Annotated in this window: 13 protein-coding genes; all 13 read left to right on the forward strand. The window is 39.5% G+C overall.

All coding sequences use genetic code 11. From position 1 onward, the window contains the following. The first annotated feature begins 83 nt into the window (after nucleotides 1-83). The 13 genes from NQ185_RS08570 (at nucleotide 84) to NQ185_RS08630 (ending at nucleotide 16,591) form a co-directional block, all read left to right on the forward strand. On the forward strand, nucleotides 84-1,970 hold the full coding sequence (locus NQ185_RS08570) for a beta-N-acetylhexosaminidase (protein ID WP_257581235.1): 1,887 nt from the start codon (nucleotides 84-86) through the stop codon (nucleotides 1,968-1,970). Between the two features lie 36 nt (nucleotides 1,971-2,006). After that, nucleotides 2,007-4,001: an alpha/beta hydrolase family protein gene (locus tag NQ185_RS08575; RefSeq protein WP_257581236.1), complete on the forward strand. Its 1,995-nt coding sequence runs from the start codon at nucleotides 2,007-2,009 to the stop codon at nucleotides 3,999-4,001. 12 nt (nucleotides 4,002-4,013) lie between these two features. Next, on the forward strand, nucleotides 4,014-5,300 hold the full coding sequence (locus NQ185_RS08580; RefSeq protein WP_257581237.1) for a Gfo/Idh/MocA family protein: 1,287 nt from the start codon (nucleotides 4,014-4,016) through the stop codon (nucleotides 5,298-5,300). A 77-nt stretch (nucleotides 5,301-5,377) separates the two neighbouring features. Then, nucleotides 5,378-6,985, forward strand: coding sequence for an extracellular solute-binding protein (locus NQ185_RS08585; RefSeq protein ID WP_257581238.1), 1,608 nt, complete (start codon nucleotides 5,378-5,380; stop codon nucleotides 6,983-6,985). A 58-nt stretch (nucleotides 6,986-7,043) separates the two neighbouring features. Continuing rightward, nucleotides 7,044-8,633 (forward strand): type 2 periplasmic-binding domain-containing protein, encoded by a 1,590-nt coding sequence (locus NQ185_RS08590; protein WP_257581239.1) that lies wholly within the window; start codon nucleotides 7,044-7,046, stop codon nucleotides 8,631-8,633. A gap of 199 nt (nucleotides 8,634-8,832) precedes the next feature. Beyond that, on the forward strand, nucleotides 8,833-9,687 hold the full coding sequence (locus NQ185_RS08595; protein ID WP_257581309.1) for an ABC transporter permease: 855 nt from the start codon (nucleotides 8,833-8,835) through the stop codon (nucleotides 9,685-9,687). Between the two features lie 23 nt (nucleotides 9,688-9,710). After that, nucleotides 9,711-10,595: a carbohydrate ABC transporter permease gene (locus NQ185_RS08600; RefSeq protein ID WP_257581241.1), complete on the forward strand. Its 885-nt coding sequence runs from the start codon at nucleotides 9,711-9,713 to the stop codon at nucleotides 10,593-10,595. 31 nt (nucleotides 10,596-10,626) lie between these two features. Then, complete coding sequence (gene melA, locus NQ185_RS08605; RefSeq protein WP_257581242.1) at nucleotides 10,627-11,964, forward strand: alpha-galactosidase; 1,338 nt, start codon at nucleotides 10,627-10,629, stop codon at nucleotides 11,962-11,964. Nucleotides 11,965-11,968: 4 nt separating this feature from the next. Next, the gene (locus NQ185_RS08610; RefSeq protein ID WP_257581243.1) at nucleotides 11,969-12,973 is read left to right on the forward strand and encodes a galactitol-1-phosphate 5-dehydrogenase; all 1,005 of its coding nucleotides are present in this window, start codon (nucleotides 11,969-11,971) and stop codon (nucleotides 12,971-12,973) included. 22 nt (nucleotides 12,974-12,995) lie between these two features. Then, nucleotides 12,996-13,856 carry a fumarylacetoacetate hydrolase family protein gene (locus tag NQ185_RS08615; protein WP_257581244.1) on the forward strand — a complete coding sequence of 287 codons (861 nt, stop codon included), beginning with the start codon at nucleotides 12,996-12,998 and terminating at the stop codon, nucleotides 13,854-13,856. Nucleotides 13,857-13,982: 126 nt separating this feature from the next. After that, nucleotides 13,983-15,299 carry a M20/M25/M40 family metallo-hydrolase gene (locus NQ185_RS08620; RefSeq protein WP_257581246.1) on the forward strand — a complete coding sequence of 439 codons (1,317 nt, stop codon included), beginning with the start codon at nucleotides 13,983-13,985 and terminating at the stop codon, nucleotides 15,297-15,299. After that, the gene (locus NQ185_RS08625) at nucleotides 15,283-15,660 is read left to right on the forward strand and encodes a Rid family detoxifying hydrolase (protein ID WP_257581247.1); all 378 of its coding nucleotides are present in this window, start codon (nucleotides 15,283-15,285) and stop codon (nucleotides 15,658-15,660) included. The genes NQ185_RS08620 and NQ185_RS08625 overlap by 17 nt, the downstream gene beginning before the upstream one ends. 40 nt (nucleotides 15,661-15,700) lie before the next feature. After that, nucleotides 15,701-16,591 carry a dihydrodipicolinate synthase family protein gene (locus NQ185_RS08630; protein ID WP_257581248.1) on the forward strand — a complete coding sequence of 297 codons (891 nt, stop codon included), beginning with the start codon at nucleotides 15,701-15,703 and terminating at the stop codon, nucleotides 16,589-16,591. The last annotated feature ends 25 nt before the right edge of the window (nucleotides 16,592-16,616 follow it).

Here is a 16,616-nt window from a genome sequence, read left to right on the forward strand (position 1 = left end):
AATAGTGATAGGTTATAAATAAGAAATTCGTAATTGTGAAGTGGTGTTCTAAATTGCAAACAATATTTATTGGGGGAATGTAAATGAAACTTCAATTAATAGGAGATCTCACGAGATTAGAGCAAGGAATTAACGCACTTGCCGATAAATTTAACTTCAGTATAGATGAAAATGGTTTACCTATCAAGGTGATAAAAAGTCAATATGATAAACTAGAAGTTGTAAAGTCGAAAAATGTCGGCTCTATTACCTATTCTAAGGACATTCACTTTTTTCGGGCATTAGGGTTATTTCTTGAAGCATGTGAAGAAAAAGATGAGTTTCATATTGTTGAAGAGCCTCAGTTTGATAGAAACGGTTTGTTTTTTGATGTTTCACAAGGGAACGCGGTAATGAACATCAATACAGTGAAGGAAATTCTTACACGAATGTCTGTCATGGGGTTGAACTGGTTAATTCTTTATATGGAAGATAGCTTTGAAGTAAAGGATGAGCCTTTCTTTGGATATATGCGTGGAAAATATACATATGAAGACTTGAAAGCAATTGACGACTATGCTTTTTCGTTAGGAATCGAAGTGATTCCTTGTATACAAACATTGGCGCACTTGCAAGAAGTAATGAAGTGGCCGCGGTTTAATTCAGTTAGGGAAGATGAAGCTACTTTGCTTGTAGGGGAACCACAGACATATGAGTTAATTGAAAATCTTCTTTCTACTGTTTCTGCTCCATTTAGAAGTAAGCGCATTCACCTAGGGTTGGATGAAGCTTGGAAATTAGGATTAGGTGAATATTTAAATCGAAATGGTTTAAAAAGCAAGTTCGAAATTATGACCGAGCATATTAACCATATCGTTAAAATTACCGAGAAGCTTGAACTTACCCCAATGATGTTCAGCGATATGTACTTCCGTACGCCAAGGCTAACGGGTTACGGGAACAATTTTGATGTAGATGCACAAATTCCAGAAGAGATTGTAAGCGCTATACCAAAAGGGATGCAGATGAACTTCTGGGAATACAACCGGGACGATCAACCATTTTATGAAACTATTATTGAAAAGCATCGATCTTTAAATGTTCCTACCATCGTCTGTGGTGGAATTTACAGCTGTTTCGGATTTGGTGTTAACTACGGTATCGCTTTTAGGGCATCAAACGCCATTTTGAATGCAAGTAAAAAGAAAGAAATCAAAGAAGTGTTCCTTACTCATTGGGGAGACGATGGAACAGAGAGCCAAATTTTTTCAGCGATGCTCGGATGGCAGTTATATGCGGAGCATGGATATTCCCGCGAGTTAGATATGGAAAAGTTAAAAAGGAGATTTGAGTTCTGTACAGGTGGAAATTTCGACGACTTTATCTCTGTAAAATATATAGATGAAGTGCCGGGTACTTCGGAGGATAACACTTACATGTGCAACCCTTCAAAATATTTATTATGGCAAAACATTTTAGCTGGTTTATTTGATAAAAACATCGAAGGGTTAAATCTTGGGGAGCATTATGCAAAATTAGCTGAACGTATGCATGAAAGCATTGAGCGTAACGGAGAATTCGACTATGTCTTTACTCTACTTGAAAAAGTGTCCTCCGTATTGGCGATTAAGGCGGAAATCGGCCTTCAAATAACGAGTGCTTACAAGGGCAAGAGGAATGAGGAATTACAAAGATTAAGCAACGAAACTTTGAAAGAACTTAAAAGTAGGGTTGAAGATTTGCGGCTATATCACCGTGATATTTGGTTTAAAACGAATAAAGCATTTGGTTGGGAAATTATTGACTTAAGATACGGGGCTTTATTGGCTAATATCGATACCGCTACTAAAAGGCTCAATGATTACGTGAGTGGAAAGATAGCCAAAATCGAGGAGTTAGAGGAAGAACGACTTATGCATCCATCCACTCCTGACTTGCCTTTAATAACAGGATATAAAGGTATGCCTTCAGCAAGTAGGATGTCACAATAATAAATCACATTTAACAAATTGCGGAGGTATGAAGAAATGGGAACTGATTTGCTTGAAGGCTTGAAATTGGAAAATAAGTTGCGGTCAATCGTTCAGGACAGTAGATTATCTGATGTTTATCACCACAATTATTCATTTGAATTACCTCGATATGAGGACCTCAATGAATGGAAAAATAGATGTAATGAGTTAAGGGAAGCAATCTTGATAAGTTCAGGGCTTTGGCCATTCCCGAATAAATGCGCTTTACAAGCAAAAATTTTCGATAAGGTTGAATTTGATGATTTTACAGTCGAAAAGGTATTGTTTGAAAGCTATCCAGGTTTTTATGTGACAGGTAATTTATACCGCCCTAAAGTGCAAAAAGGTCCGTTTCCAGCTATATTAAATCCTCATGGTCACTGGGAAAACGGAAGACTGGAAATGAGTGATTTGACGGAAATTCCAACTCGCTGTGCCAACTTTGCCAAAATGGGATTTGTCGCTTTTTCCTATGACATGGTCGGCTATGTGGATAGTAGGCAGATTGATCATGAATTAAGTGGTGTGGAGCAGGAACTTTGGGGTGTGAGTCTCCTTGGGTTGCAGCTTTGGAACAGTATCCGTTCCCTTGACTTTTTACAGTCGCTTCCAGATGTTGACCCTGAACAAATCGGATGTACTGGTGCTTCTGGAGGCGCAACTCAAACCTTTTTACTCGGAGCGGTCGATGAACGTTTAAAGGTTGGGGCGCCTGTCAGTATGATTTCATCCTATATGCAAGGTGGATGTAAATGTGAAAATGCACCATATTTACGAATGGAAGGTACGACGAATGTTGAAATAGCAGCGATGTTCGCTCCACGTCCTATGTTGATGACGGGAAATACAGGTGATTGGACGAACAACATCCCCCATCTAGAATTTCCTTACATTCAAAACATTTATCGACTATTTGACTCTGTTGAAAAGACGGAATATTTTTACATAAAAGCAGAGCATAATTACAACAAAGCAACGAGGGAAGTAGTTTATAACTGGTTTAGAGTGCATTTCCAAGGAAATTCAGCTCCATGGGAAGAAGTAAAAGTTAATTTTGGCGATGTAAATCAATTTCGCATTTTTCCTTCTCCGGAATCGATGTACAAACTGAAAGATGCCGATGAAATAATCACTAATTTAAAGCAAGAAAAGATAGATAGGTTAGACGCAGCAAGAAATGAGTCGATAGAGCCTTATTATAAAGCTTTGAAGTTTTTAATGGGCTTAAACAATGATTCAGGTTACGTGCAGGCGATTAAACCAGACGATATTTATTATGGAAAGCAATATAAGGATGAAGACACGGATCAAATCGCGATTGCACAATATGTAGTCAAGCTTGAAAAACAAGATGTAAACATTCCATTATCGATTCTTAAAAGTAAATCAGTGTCAAATAAAAATGAAATCGTTTTATTTGCTCACCCAGGCGGTTCTAAAGGTATTCTGGAAGATTCGAAAAGTAGAAAAATAGTGAACGACTGGTTGAAGAAAGGTATTCAAGTTGCGACATTTGATGCGTTTCTAACTGGAGCTTCTTTGAAGCCATTTAGCCAATCAGGAAGGAACACGAACCTGGATCAATATTTTACAACCTACAATTATACAGATTCCGTTTATAGAGTGCAGGATATCGTCCATATTTATCAGTTTTTACTAGACTGCCAGTATGACAGATTGCATATTGTTGGGCTGGAAGATGCGGGATTATGGGTTTCAGCTGCATTGCCGTTTTTAAAAAATGTACATTCAGCAACTGTTGATCTAAACGGCTTTAATACTGAATCTGATGCAGATTATATCAATCATTTTTTCATACCACATTTTAGAGCTGTCGGTGGGATTGAAACATGCTTTCAATTAGCTGAACCTAAGACGCTGAAAATATTTAATTGTTCTCAAAGTGGAAAAGATTCGATTTTAAAAGTAATAGATAAACAAAAAATAGAGTTCCACATGTTCGAAACATTGGTCGAAGCATTTGATTTAGAAATGACCAAATATTTATAGGAGGTGCAAACGATGAAGAAAAAATATGCGGTGGTTGGAGTAGGCGGCAGGGCGCGGTTTTTCTATGAAGCAATGGTAAGAGATTTCCGCGAGACTTCCGAGCTTGTTGGATTTTGCGATGTGAATCAAACGCGCATGGATTATGCGAATTCTGTTTTGGAGGAGCGTCTCAATTACCATAAAGTGAACACATATAGAGCGAATGACTTTGAACTCATGATTGAAAAGGAAAAACCGGATGTCGTCATTGTAACCTCCATAGACCGGACACATGACCACTATATTATTCGAGCAATGGAATTAGGCTGTGATGTCATTACGGAAAAGCCGATGACCATCAACGAAGAGAAATGTCAGGCGATTTTGGATGCTGTTGAAAGAACCGGTCGTAAATTAAGGGTCACGTTCAATTATCGATATGCTCCCCATAATACGAAAATAAAGGAATTGATCATGAGCGGAGTCATTGGAGATGTCATTTCAGTCCATTTTGAATGGCTCTTAAATACAGAACATGGTGCAGATTATTTTAGAAGATGGCACCGTGACAAACGAAATAGTGGTGGGTTATTGGTCCATAAATCGACACACCATTTTGATCTCGTTAATTTCTGGCTTGGAACGACTCCAGATACCGTTTATGCAATGGGGGATTTAAGGTTTTACGGTCGCGAAAACGCAGAGAAAAGAGGAATAGAACAATTTTATACTCGTTCACATGGGAGTGAGGCAGCAAAGAACGACCCATTCGGACTTGACATGGAAAGCAACCCATATATGAAAGCAATGTATTTGGATGCCGAGAAGGATGACGGATACATCCGAGATCAAAGCGTATTTGGAGATGGTATCAGCATCGAGGACACAATGGGACTATTAGTTAAGTATAAAAGTAAAGCGATTATGACATATTCCCTCAATACATTCCTACCATGGGAAGGATACAATATCGCCTTCAATGGGACGAAAGGAAGAATGGAAGTGAAAATCGTTGAAATGTCCTACGTGAATTCTGGCGGTGACGTCTCATTGGAAGGTGCACTTCAAGAATCAAGTATACATGTATTTCCAATGTTCGATGCTCCTTATAAAGTTGACTTTGAGGAAGGCGAAGGCGGTCATGGCGGGGGTGATCCTGTCTTGCTAAGAGATATTTTTGCAAAGCCCGAAAATGACATTTATAACCGTGCTGCCTCTCATATTGACGGAGCGTTATCGATTTTAACAGGAATCGCAGGAAATAAGTCGCTGCGTACTGGAATGCCTGTACGAGTAGATGATCTAGTGCGATTTAAGTAAATTGTATGATTTTGCAAGGAGGTGGTAATCGAGTTACTACTGTTGAGGATGTTTGAATATTTGAAAGGGGAAAAAAGATGAAAAAAATAAAATATTTTCTTGTTGTTGCACTTATAGCGATTTTAATCGCAGGATGTAATAAAAACACCTCCACCCCAGATAATTCACCTTCAGAGCCAGCCAACAAAGTGGATGGAAAATATGATCCTCCTATTGAAATGACCTTCGCAGTCGGACGAGTGGACTCCGACGTAAACTTCCCTGATGGCCAGACAACAAAAGATAATCAATGGACAAGAAAAGTTGAAGAAGAACTTGGTATTAAACTGGATGTAACCCTTGCCATGAAAAGCGGGGATGAATACAACCAGAAATTAAATGCACTGATCGTGACAAACGATCTGCCAGATTTATTTACAGTTTATGGCGGGGCAATTAATCAAGTAGACCAAATCATTGAAGCAGACCTCGCTGAAGATTTGACAGAAGCATTTGAAAAATATGCCTCTCCATTAGTAAAAAAGCTATTACCTGACGAAGCGCTTGAACCTTTGAAGCGGGATGGAAAGCTATATTTTCTTCCTGCGGTACAAGATCCTGCTGAAGAAGGATTTATGACCTGGATTAGAACGGATTGGCTCAAGAAGCTCGACTTGCCAGAACCGGAAACATTCCAAGATGTTATCGCGATTGCCGAAGCTTTTAAAGCTGTGAATCCAGACCAAAATTATGGATTCGAGGCAGGAACAGCTGACTGGAATATGTACAGTTTAAGTGGCTTATTCTCTGCCTATCATGCATACCCAAATGCATGGATTAAAGATGCGGATGGAAATCTTGTAAATGGTACGATTCAACCGGAAATGAAGGACGCACTTCAAAGCCTACAAGATCTTAAGAAAAAAGGATTAATTCACCAAGAATGGACAGTTGCGGACGATGGCGAAAGAGCGCGTGAAGACTTAATCAATGGTAAAATAGGCATTCATTTTGGTCAATGGTGGGCTCCGGAATGGCCATTGCAGCTAATAAAGGATAACGATCCGGAATCAGAATGGAAGGCATTTCCTTTTATGTCCGCTGATGATAAACCTGCCTTACATTTAAGGCAAACGGTACAGGTTAATAGTTTCTATGTTCTTAAAAAAGGATTTGCTCACCCAGAGGCATTTTTCGATATGGTCAATCTAGTGGCTGAACATTATTGGGGTGAAACGGCAGTTGCAGATCCACCTGCAAGTGAATTATGGAAAATTGCTCCTGCTGATGTTCAACTTTGGGGTAAAAATATCGTGTTCCAAAAATCGATAGAGGATGCATTTGTATCCGATGATACTAAGAAACTTCGTCCGACTGAGCTGCAGCTTTATGAAAGAATTGTGGATTATAAAGACGGCGCAAACGAAAACTGGGGAGTTGCCATTGAATACGGTGAAGGCGGTTCACTTGGTGTCTATGACACGTATACTCAAAACAACACGTGGATAAACAATGAATTTTATGGAGCTCCGACACCATCCATGACATCGAAGCAAGCAAACTTAGATAAATTATTCCTCGAAACATTTATTGATATTGTCAACGGTGGGGACATCAACAAATTCGATACTTTCGTAGAACAGTGGAAACAACAGGGTGGGGACGATATTACGAAAGAAGTAAATGAATGGTATAAATCGAAGTAGATATGAAGGCGGTTACGCAAAGGAAGTTTTATTTTTATAAAATGAAAGGGAGATGGGAATGAAAAGATTTAAGAGTTTGATGGCAATCGTTCTTATTATGCTATTAATCGTTGGTTGCTCGAAGAACACAGATTCACCAACAAGTAAATCTGATGGTGAAAAATCTGGTGGCGATGACAACGCGCCTGTCAATATGACTTTTGCGGTTGGAAGAGTTGATCCCGACGTTAACTTCCCAGATGGCCAGTCAACGAAAGACAATAAGTGGACGAGACTTGTTGAGGAAGAGTTAGGGATAAAACTCGATGTAACGCTTGCGATGCAAAGTGGCGAAGAGTATACCCAAAAATTAAATGCACTCATTGTGACAAATGATCTGCCGGATTTATTTACGGTTAGAGGTGAGGATATTGTCCAATTGGATCAAATCATTGAGGCAGATCTTGCAGAGGATCTTACAGATGTGTGGGAACAGCATGCTTCACCATTGTTGAAGGAGCTTATTCCTGAAGAAGCCCTTGAACCATTAAGAAGAGATGGGAAGCTATACTTTATTCCTGATGTAGGGAGACCTGACGAAGATGGATCTATGACGTGGATTCGTTCCGATTGGCTTAAAAAGTTAAATTTGCCGGATCCTAAAACATTTCAAGATGTGATAGCGATTGCGGAAGCTTTTAAAGCGATGGATCCAAAACAAAACTATGGATTCGAAGCTGGAACTAGTTCCTATGGTATGTATGGCCTAAGTGGATTATTTGCTGCGTACCATGCTTATCCTGATACCTGGATTAAAGATACAGACGGAAATATTGTGAATGGAAATATTCAACCTGAAATGAAAGAAGCACTGAAAGCTCTTCAAGAGCTTAAGAAGAAAGACCTTATCCACAAAGAATGGACGGTTGAAGATGATGGTGAGAGATCGCGTCAAGATTATATCAATGGTAAGCTTGGCATTCATTTTGGAAAATGGTGGGCTCCAGAATGGCCGCTTCAGCTATTAAAAGATAGTGATCCTGAAGCAGAGTGGAAAGCATTTCCGTTTATGTCCATGGATGATAAACCAGCATTACATGTAAAAGAAACGGTTCAGACGCATAGTTTCTATGTTCTTAAAAAGGGATATCCGCATCCAGAAAAGTATATTGAAATGGTGAATCTTGTAGCGGAGCATTACTGGGGTGAAGATCCACAGGTTGATCCTGAGGCAAGTGAATTATGGAAAATGGCACCTGCCCATATGCAGCCTTGGGGCAAAAATATTGTGTTCCAACAGTCGATAGAAGAAGCTTTTCAATCTGGAGATGATTCAAAACTTCATCCAGGCGAGAAGCAGCTTTACGATCGCATACAAGATTATAAAGACGGAAATGACGAGAATTGGGGAATTGCTCTTGAATATGGAGAAGGTGGATCGCTTGGACTGTATGACTCTTTCAATTATATAAACAATGAGTTTTATGGAGCGCCAACACCATCCATGGTTTCCAAACAAGCAAACTTAGATAAATTATTCCTTGAAACGTTTATCGAAATCGTCAATGGTGCAGACATCAACAAGTTCGATGCTTTTGTAGAGCAATGGAAGAAACAAGGTGGAGACGATATTACGAAAGAAGTTAACGAATGGTATCAATCGAAATAAATAGACGTAACTGCTTTATATTTTATCCTGATTTTCCACTTGAGTGGAAAGTCAGGATTCAAGAGGTGAGAGACAGATGCTTTCTTCGAAAAAAGTAATAGGTTCAGATGCCCAAGTAGTTGATATTTCTCCTGGAGTTAGAAGTGAAAAGAAAGTTTTTCTTTCTCCTAGGACAAAGAGAGAAATTCCGCTTTATATCATGTTACTTCCCGCAATTGTTTTAGTAGGAATTTTTGCATACGGTCCGATGCTTGGAATTGTGATGGCCTTTCAAAACTTTATACCTGCAAAAGGTTTTTTTGAATCATCTTTTGTTGGATTAGATCATTTCCGGTATATGTTCCTGTTACCTGATTTTAGGCAAGTATTATGGAACACATTGTTTATTGCGATGATGAAAATAGTTGCGGGGTTAGTATTCCCGGTTGTTGTTGCACTTCTATTAAATGAAGTCATGAAAGAATGGTATAAAAGATTTGTTCAAGTCGTTATATACGCCCCATATTTCCTTTCCTGGGTTATTTTAGGAGGGATTTTATTCCAACTATTATCGGCAGATGGTATTGTCAATCAGTTTTTGGGTGTCTTCGGAATCGAGCCGATTCTCTTTTTAAATAGCGCCCCCATTTTCCCATATGTGTTAGTAGGTTCTGATATTTGGAAAAACGTCGGATTCAGTACCATTGTTTTTCTGGCAGCCATTACGAATGTAGATCCTACGTTATATGAGGCAGCCTCGATTGATGGTGCAAACCGTTGGAAACAAACTTGGAATGTGACCCTTCCAGGTATGCTTCCGATTATTATTCTTGTTGCAACCTTAAGTCTAGGGGATGTACTGAATGCAGGGTTCGAACAAGTGTTGATGCTATATGGACCAGCACTATACAAGACAGGGGATATTATTGATACCTATGTATATAGGATTGGTTTGATTGATGCTCAGTACTCATTTGCAGCAGCAGTCGGTTTGTTCAAATCACTTATTTCATTAATCATGGTTTCGCTTTCGTACTTCCTTGCCTACCGTTTGGCGAATTATAGAATCTTCTAGAAACTGGAAAGGAGCGGGGTAAGATGGTCGCTGATAAATCGATGGGATATCGAATATTTAAAATTTTTAATTATACAGCTTTAACATTGCTTGCATTAACATGTATTTTCCCGCTAATTCACGTATTAGCCATATCGTTAAGTTCAAAAGGAGCCGTTTCCGCGGGTGTCGTTAAGTTCTTACCTGTTGATTTCACTTTGGCATCGTATAAGTTAGTTTTAAATAAACCGCAGTTTATTACATCTATGCTAATTACAGTGAAAAGAGTCATTCTTGGTGTCGGGATTAATATGATTTTAGTTGTCCTTACCGCATATCCTTTATCTAAAGAGGTTAAGACATTTCGGTCAAGGACTTTATTTTCATGGTTTTTCGTCTTCACAATTTTTTTTGGCGGGGGACTTATTCCAAGCTATATTATTGTAAAGTCGGTAGGAATCATCGATACGATCTGGGCACTTGTACTGCCGGGTGCAGTTCAAGTTTTCAGTGTTGTACTTTTGCTTAACTTTTTTCGAGGTATTCCGAAAGAGCTTGAAGAGTCAGCGTTTATGGATGGAGCAGGACATTTCTCTATTTTGCTTAAAATTTTCCTGCCTGCATCGCTTCCGGCGTTGGCTACATTAACATTATTTTCCCTTGTTTATCATTGGAATAGTTGGTTTGATGGGTTGATTTATATGAACTCACCAGAAAACTATCCGTTACAAAGTTACATGCAGACAATCATCATAAAAATGGACCAGCAATTTATGAGAGGCGCGAGCAAAGATTTAATCAAGTCGCTCAATGAACAAACGCTTAAATCTGCGCAAGTATTCCTTGGTTCATTACCAATATTATTAGTTTATCCTTTCCTACAAAAGTATTTTGTGAAAGGAATTGTTTTAGGGAGTGTAAAAGGTTAAAAAATACTTTGGAATAATGGAGGAGTAAGAAATGGCAAAATTTACATTTATCGGTGCTGGAAGTCTTGGTTTTACTAGAAAACTAGTGACGGATATTTTATCCTTTCCGTCGCTTGCCGAAAGCACTTTTCTCTTAATGGACATTAATGAAGAAAGATTAGATGTCGTAAAAAAAGTGGTTGAACGCATCATTGAAAAAGGAAATTTCCCAGCGAAAGTAGAAGCAACGACAAACCGAGCGGAAGCGTTAATAGGGGCTGATGCCGTTATCTGTACGATTCTAGTAGGCGGAGTTCAAATTTTCCGCCATGATATCGAAATCCCTAAAAAATATGGAGTCGATATTAATGTAGGCGATACACGTGGTCCCGCAGGAATTTTTCGCGCATTAAGAACGATACCAGTCATGGTTGATATTGCAAAAGATATAGAGAAGTACTGTCCTGATGCTTATTTCTTAAATTATACAAATCCGATGACAATGCTAAGTAAAGCAGTTCAAGATACAACAAACGTTAAGTATGTAGGATTGTGCCATAGTGTACAGCATACAGCGGAAATGCTGGCACGTTGGCTTGGAGCCTCTATGGATGAGATTACATACACTTGTTCAGGAATTAATCATTTGGCCTTTTATTCCGAATTTAAGTGGAATGGGGAGGACGCTTATCCACGATTGAGAGAATTGATGGAAGATCCTCAAATTTATAATGAAGAACAAGTCCGAAACGAAATGTTCCTTCATTTAGATTATTACGTGACGGAGTCGAGTGGGCATAACTCTGAGTATAATGCTTGGTTTAGGAAACGTCCGGACTTAATAGAAAAATATTGTACGCACGGAACTGGCTGGAATCCAGGAGAATACGCTTATATTTTGAATGAATATCTCGATCAGGAGCAGACCTGGAAAGCTGAACTGCGAGCTTCATTAGATCACCCAGTTGATTTAACAAGAAGTACGGAATACGCCTCCTATATTTTAAATGCCATTATGGGTGATGGGACGCTCTTTACGTTCAATGGAAATATTGAGAATGAAGGATATATTGATAATCTTCCAGATGGAAGCTGTGTAGAGATACCGATTTTGGCATCAAAACGCGGATTCGACCCAATTAAAGTAGGCAATATGCCAGAACATTTGGCGGTTCTTGCCAATACCCATGCACGCTGTGAAAGCTTAGCAGTGGAAGCGGCACTTACCGGTGATAAGAGAAAAGTGTTCCAGGCAATCTGCATGGATCCGTTAACTTCTGCCGTCCTTAGTCTAGCAGAAATTAAGAGTATGGTAGATGAGTTATTTGAAATAAATAAAGACTGGCTTCCTACCTTTAATAAGGAAAGTAAAGTCGAATCGGGGGCGTGAAGGCGTGAGCGAGAAAGCGATGAAGGCTCTTGTTTATGAAGGTCCTAAGTTGATGAATATGAGGGAAATATCTATTCCTTCAATACGGTCAGATGAAGTCCTGATTCGTGTTGAGCGCGTAGGGATTTGCGGATCGGAATTAAGTGGCTTTTTAGGCCACAATTCCCTCCGCAAGCCTCCGCTTATTATGGGACATGAGTTTTCTGGTGTCATTGAAAAAAAAGGAACTGAGGTTTCGAGATTAAAAACGGGGGATCGGGTAACGGTGAATCCACTAATTACTTGTGGAGAATGTCGTTATTGCACAACGGGATTCTCTCAATTATGTGCGGAAAGAAGTCTGCTTGGGGCACATCGACCAGGTGCATTTGCCGAGTATGTGGCGGTTCCCGAGAAAAATGTGTATGTGCTTGAGGACCATGTTTCTTTTGATGATGGGGCATTAGCGGAACCGTTTGCTGTTGCCGTGCATCTATGTCGTCTTTTAAAACTCGACCCAACACATCGTTTGCTCGTTATGGGAGCGGGACCAATTGGTCTTTTTACATTACAAGTGGCCCAAGTCTACGGTCTAAAGGATATTGTGGTGGTAGATTTGAATGAAGAGCGATTGGATATTGCTAGGGAACTCGGAGCAATTACATCTACCAATTTAGCAGACTTTGTAAATGGTTCATTTGATGCGGCAGTTGATGCGGTCGGTATCGGAATAACCCGTTTACAATGCGTGGAATACGTTAAGCCAGGAGGCAGCGTTGTATTTTCAGGTCTTCACCAGAATGAATCGAGCTTGCCCATCAATGATATCATTCGAAACGAGATTAAGATGTTCGGTGCCTTTTCTAATAACCGGGCCGATTTTGAAACGGCCTTGCAATGGATCAGTGAAGGCAGGGTGAATATAATGCCTTGGACGATTCACGCTCCTCTTGAGGACGGGTCCGCATGTTTTGAGAAACTTATATCCAATCCCGGCAAAACTGCAAAAATTATGCTGACATTACGATAATCATAAGGAGTGCTAACAAACAATGAAATTAATACAATATGTGGATAAACAAGATATGTCACAGAAAATACGATTAGGCGCTTTAATAGATGATAACCATTACGTAGCGCTAAAAATGGAAGGAACAATGCGTAATTTAATTAGTGAAATGAGCAGTTCAACGGAGGTAAAGCTTGAAGTGGAAAAACAGTTTGAAGAAGGAAAAAAAGAACTTTTAGAGCAGATTCATTTGGTTTCTCCACTGACTGACCCCGAAAAAATCATTTGCATTGGATTAAATTATCATGACCATGCAATGGAATCGAATATGGCTGTCCCAGAGATTCCGGTTTTATTCCCTAAATATCCCAATTGCATCATTGGACATGAAGAAGATGTCATCATTCCAAAAGAGGTTGCGCAATGTGACTATGAAGTGGAATTGGCATTTGTTGTAGGAAAGACGGCAAAGCATGTATCGAAAGAAGAAGCGATGGATTATGTATTCGGATATACCATTTTAAATGATGTAAGTGCAAGGGACATTCAATTAAGCGAAGCACAATGGACGCGCGGGAAAACAATAGATACATTTGCTCCGACGGGGCCATGCATTGTGACAGCTGATGAGATAGGTGATCCGCATAATTTGGATATTTCTCTAAAATTAAACGGAGAAGTAATGCAACATTCAAATACTCGTGAACTCATTTTTAATATTCCAACTTTACTCTCGTTTTTATCGAAAACAATCACATTAAAGCCTGGAGACATCATCAGTACCGGAACTCCACATGGTGTCGGGATGGGGAGAAATCCTCAAGTTTGGCTTAAGGAAGGTGATGTAACGGAGGCAGCAATTGAGGGAATCGGAGTTTTGAGAAATACATTTGTTTCCGAATAATCTATAAATCTATTTAAGCGATTGACGTTTAATAAATGCAATGATATAGTTGTTTTAAATTTAAAATACAGAACATATATTTTAAATGCAGAACAAATGAAAATCTGTTGCTGGGAGGGTTGTTGTTTGTTTGAAGTAAAAGAAGCAGTGAAGTTATGGGTTGAAAAAAGTGAAAACGATATCATTAAGCTTATCGAGGACTTGGTTTCTCATAATACAGTCAACCATGTGTTGACTGGTAATGAGAAAGGGGCTCAACTATTTCTCTCTCAAGTTCTAAAAAGTATGGGACTAGAGGTAGATGTGTTTACACCTGAGGATGTTCCAGGATTAAAGGAGCATCCAGCATATTTTCCAGGTAAAAATTATTCAGAAAGACCGAATGTTGTCGCAACCATGAAAGGAAGCGGCGATGGAAAATCACTCATCTTTTCAAGCCATATGGATACAACAGTTGCAGCATCCGGATGGGAAAAAGATCCGTGGACACCTGTTGTAGAGAATGGGAAATTATACGGATTAGGTACTTTTGACATGAAGGGCGGACTTGCAGCATCGATTATGGCTATAAAATGCATCCAGGAATTAGGATTTCAAGTAAAAGGCGACCTTTTAGTCGAATCCGTTGTTGATGAGGAATTCGGTGGAGCGAACGGAACGTTGGCTAGTCGAGTAAAGGGTTATAACCCAGATGCAGCGATTATTCCTGAACCGACTAATATGGTTGTATCTCCGGGAACTCACGGGGGAGCTTTATGGCGAGTTAAATTCACAGGAAACACGGGAATGTCTTTTAGCGGGGAAACAATTGTAAACCCTGCCAATATTGCAGCTAAGTTTATTGTGTTTTTAGAAAAATACGAGAAAGAACGCCAACAAAAAGGCGGGCCAGCACCCTACTTTGAAGACGACCATATCCTTCCTGTAATGGTAACACGTTTGGAAGCGGGCGATATGACTGCGCCATTATGCGATTCGGGTCCAACAGAATGTTATGTGGATATTTGGGTTGAATGCCACCCCCGCATTTCGGAAGAGGAATTAAAGAAGGAAATTTTGGACGGATTCCGTGCTAAGTATGTTCAAGAGTATGACAGCTGGAATGAACCGGTCTTTACAAAAGTGATTCGCTTTTTACCAGGTTCAGAAGTTGATCCAGACTTCCCGCTTATCAACATACTATCCGAGATTACTAAGGAAGTAACGGATCAAAAATATGGCGATGTTACAGGTGCACCTTTTGCCTGTGATGCATTTATGTTCAATGAATATACAGATACACCAGCCATTGTAATGGGGCCGGTTGGTGCAAATGCCCATGCTCCGGATGAACATTTAGATATTCCCGAGCTGTTAAAGCTTGTTGAAGTATATACCCTTACAGCATTGCAATGGTGTGGATTTATTAAAAAGGATGTGCATGCATATGAGGAAAGCAATTAGTACTTCCGAAGCGTCAGCTGGAAATGGTCCATACTCCCAAGCAATTGTAGCCGGTGATTTTGTATATGTATCAGGACAGGGTCCGCTTGATCCACAAACAGGTGATATCATCGGCAACACAATTGAGGAGCAGACCGAACTGACACTCAATAATATTCGCAGCATTTTGAAAGCAGCAGAATGCTCAATGGACGATGTTGTCAAGGTTAATGTATTTCTAGCCAATATTAAAGATTTTGATCGCTTTAACAGCGTATACATACAATTTTTTAACCGGCCAATGCCGGCTAGAACTTGTGTGGAAGCTGGACTTGACGACATTTTAGTAGAAATTGACGCCACTGCACTATTACCTAAGTGAAGTGACAAAAAAATAGAGAGAAAATTTGGAGGGATTGATAATGGTTCTTAAAGGAAATGTTCCAGTTATTCCGACCCCTTTTTTAAACGGTAAATTACATCTTAGTGATTTTGACAATTTGCTAAGTAAAACGATTGACCATTTAGATGGGTATGTAGTTTGCGGAAGTACAGGTGAAGCGCCAGCTCTGTCTAAAGAAGAAAGAATAGCTGTTGTGGACTATCTAGCGAAAAAAATGCCTAAGGATAAACACATTGTTGTTGGATTAGGCGATACTAATTTGAATCAAGCTGTGGAAATTGGGTTGCGTGCCGCGGATGCGGGTGTGAGGACAGCATTGATTCCAAGTCCGTACTATTTCCCTAATTCATTAAACATGGTCATTGAATATATCGGCAAAATTGCTGAGCTTACCGGACTGGATATTGCTTTTTATGATAATCCAGTGACAACGAATACACGCTTTACAGCAAATGATTTAATTCAATTGGCTGATGCTGTACCGAATGTCAAATATATTAAAATGACAGATCACTCATTCTCGAAGATTCGTACTTTAAAAGAGAAAACAAATTTAACAGTGTTCGGGGGCGACGATATTATTTGCTATCGCGCGTTCGAAGCGGGAGTAGATGGAAGCATGATTATTACTCCTTCCGTATTCCCTGCTGAGTTCCGCGAATGCTGGGAAGCTTACCAAAGTGGTGATCGCGAGAAGAGCTTTGATATTTATACAAAAGTATTACTTCCATTTATTATCATGTTTGGTCCTGGGGATGAAATTCCGACAACGAAAGCATTATTCCACCATCTAGGAATATTTTCAAGCAGTGAAACCCGACTCCCGCTCTTGAAAGCAGATGAACAAAGATTTAAAGAAGTTATGTTAGGTTATAAAAAAGGTCTTAGCGGCAGCACTTTACAAGTATAGTAGAGAGAGAATGAAAATAAGGATA

The sequence above is a fragment of the Lederbergia panacisoli genome, assembly GCF_024626525.1.
Lineage (GTDB): Bacteria > Bacillota > Bacilli > Bacillales > Bacillaceae_C > Lederbergia > Lederbergia panacisoli.

Coding starts and splice junctions, on each gene's coding strand:
- NQ185_RS08570 (WP_257581235.1), top strand. CDS start 84: ATGAAACTTCAATTAATAGGAGATCTCACGAGATTAGAGCAAGGAATT.
- NQ185_RS08575 (WP_257581236.1), top strand. CDS start 2,007: ATGGGAACTGATTTGCTTGAAGGCTTGAAATTGGAAAATAAGTTGCGG.
- NQ185_RS08580 (WP_257581237.1), top strand. CDS start 4,014: ATGAAGAAAAAATATGCGGTGGTTGGAGTAGGCGGCAGGGCGCGGTTT.
- NQ185_RS08585 (WP_257581238.1), top strand. CDS start 5,378: ATGAAAAAAATAAAATATTTTCTTGTTGTTGCACTTATAGCGATTTTA.
- NQ185_RS08590 (WP_257581239.1), top strand. CDS start 7,044: ATGAAAAGATTTAAGAGTTTGATGGCAATCGTTCTTATTATGCTATTA.
- NQ185_RS08595 (WP_257581309.1), top strand. CDS start 8,833: ATGTTACTTCCCGCAATTGTTTTAGTAGGAATTTTTGCATACGGTCCG.
- NQ185_RS08600 (WP_257581241.1), top strand. CDS start 9,711: ATGGTCGCTGATAAATCGATGGGATATCGAATATTTAAAATTTTTAAT.
- melA (WP_257581242.1), top strand. CDS start 10,627: ATGGCAAAATTTACATTTATCGGTGCTGGAAGTCTTGGTTTTACTAGA.
- NQ185_RS08615 (WP_257581244.1), top strand. CDS start 12,996: ATGAAATTAATACAATATGTGGATAAACAAGATATGTCACAGAAAATA.
- NQ185_RS08625 (WP_257581247.1), top strand. CDS start 15,283: ATGAGGAAAGCAATTAGTACTTCCGAAGCGTCAGCTGGAAATGGTCCA.
- NQ185_RS08630 (WP_257581248.1), top strand. CDS start 15,701: ATGGTTCTTAAAGGAAATGTTCCAGTTATTCCGACCCCTTTTTTAAAC.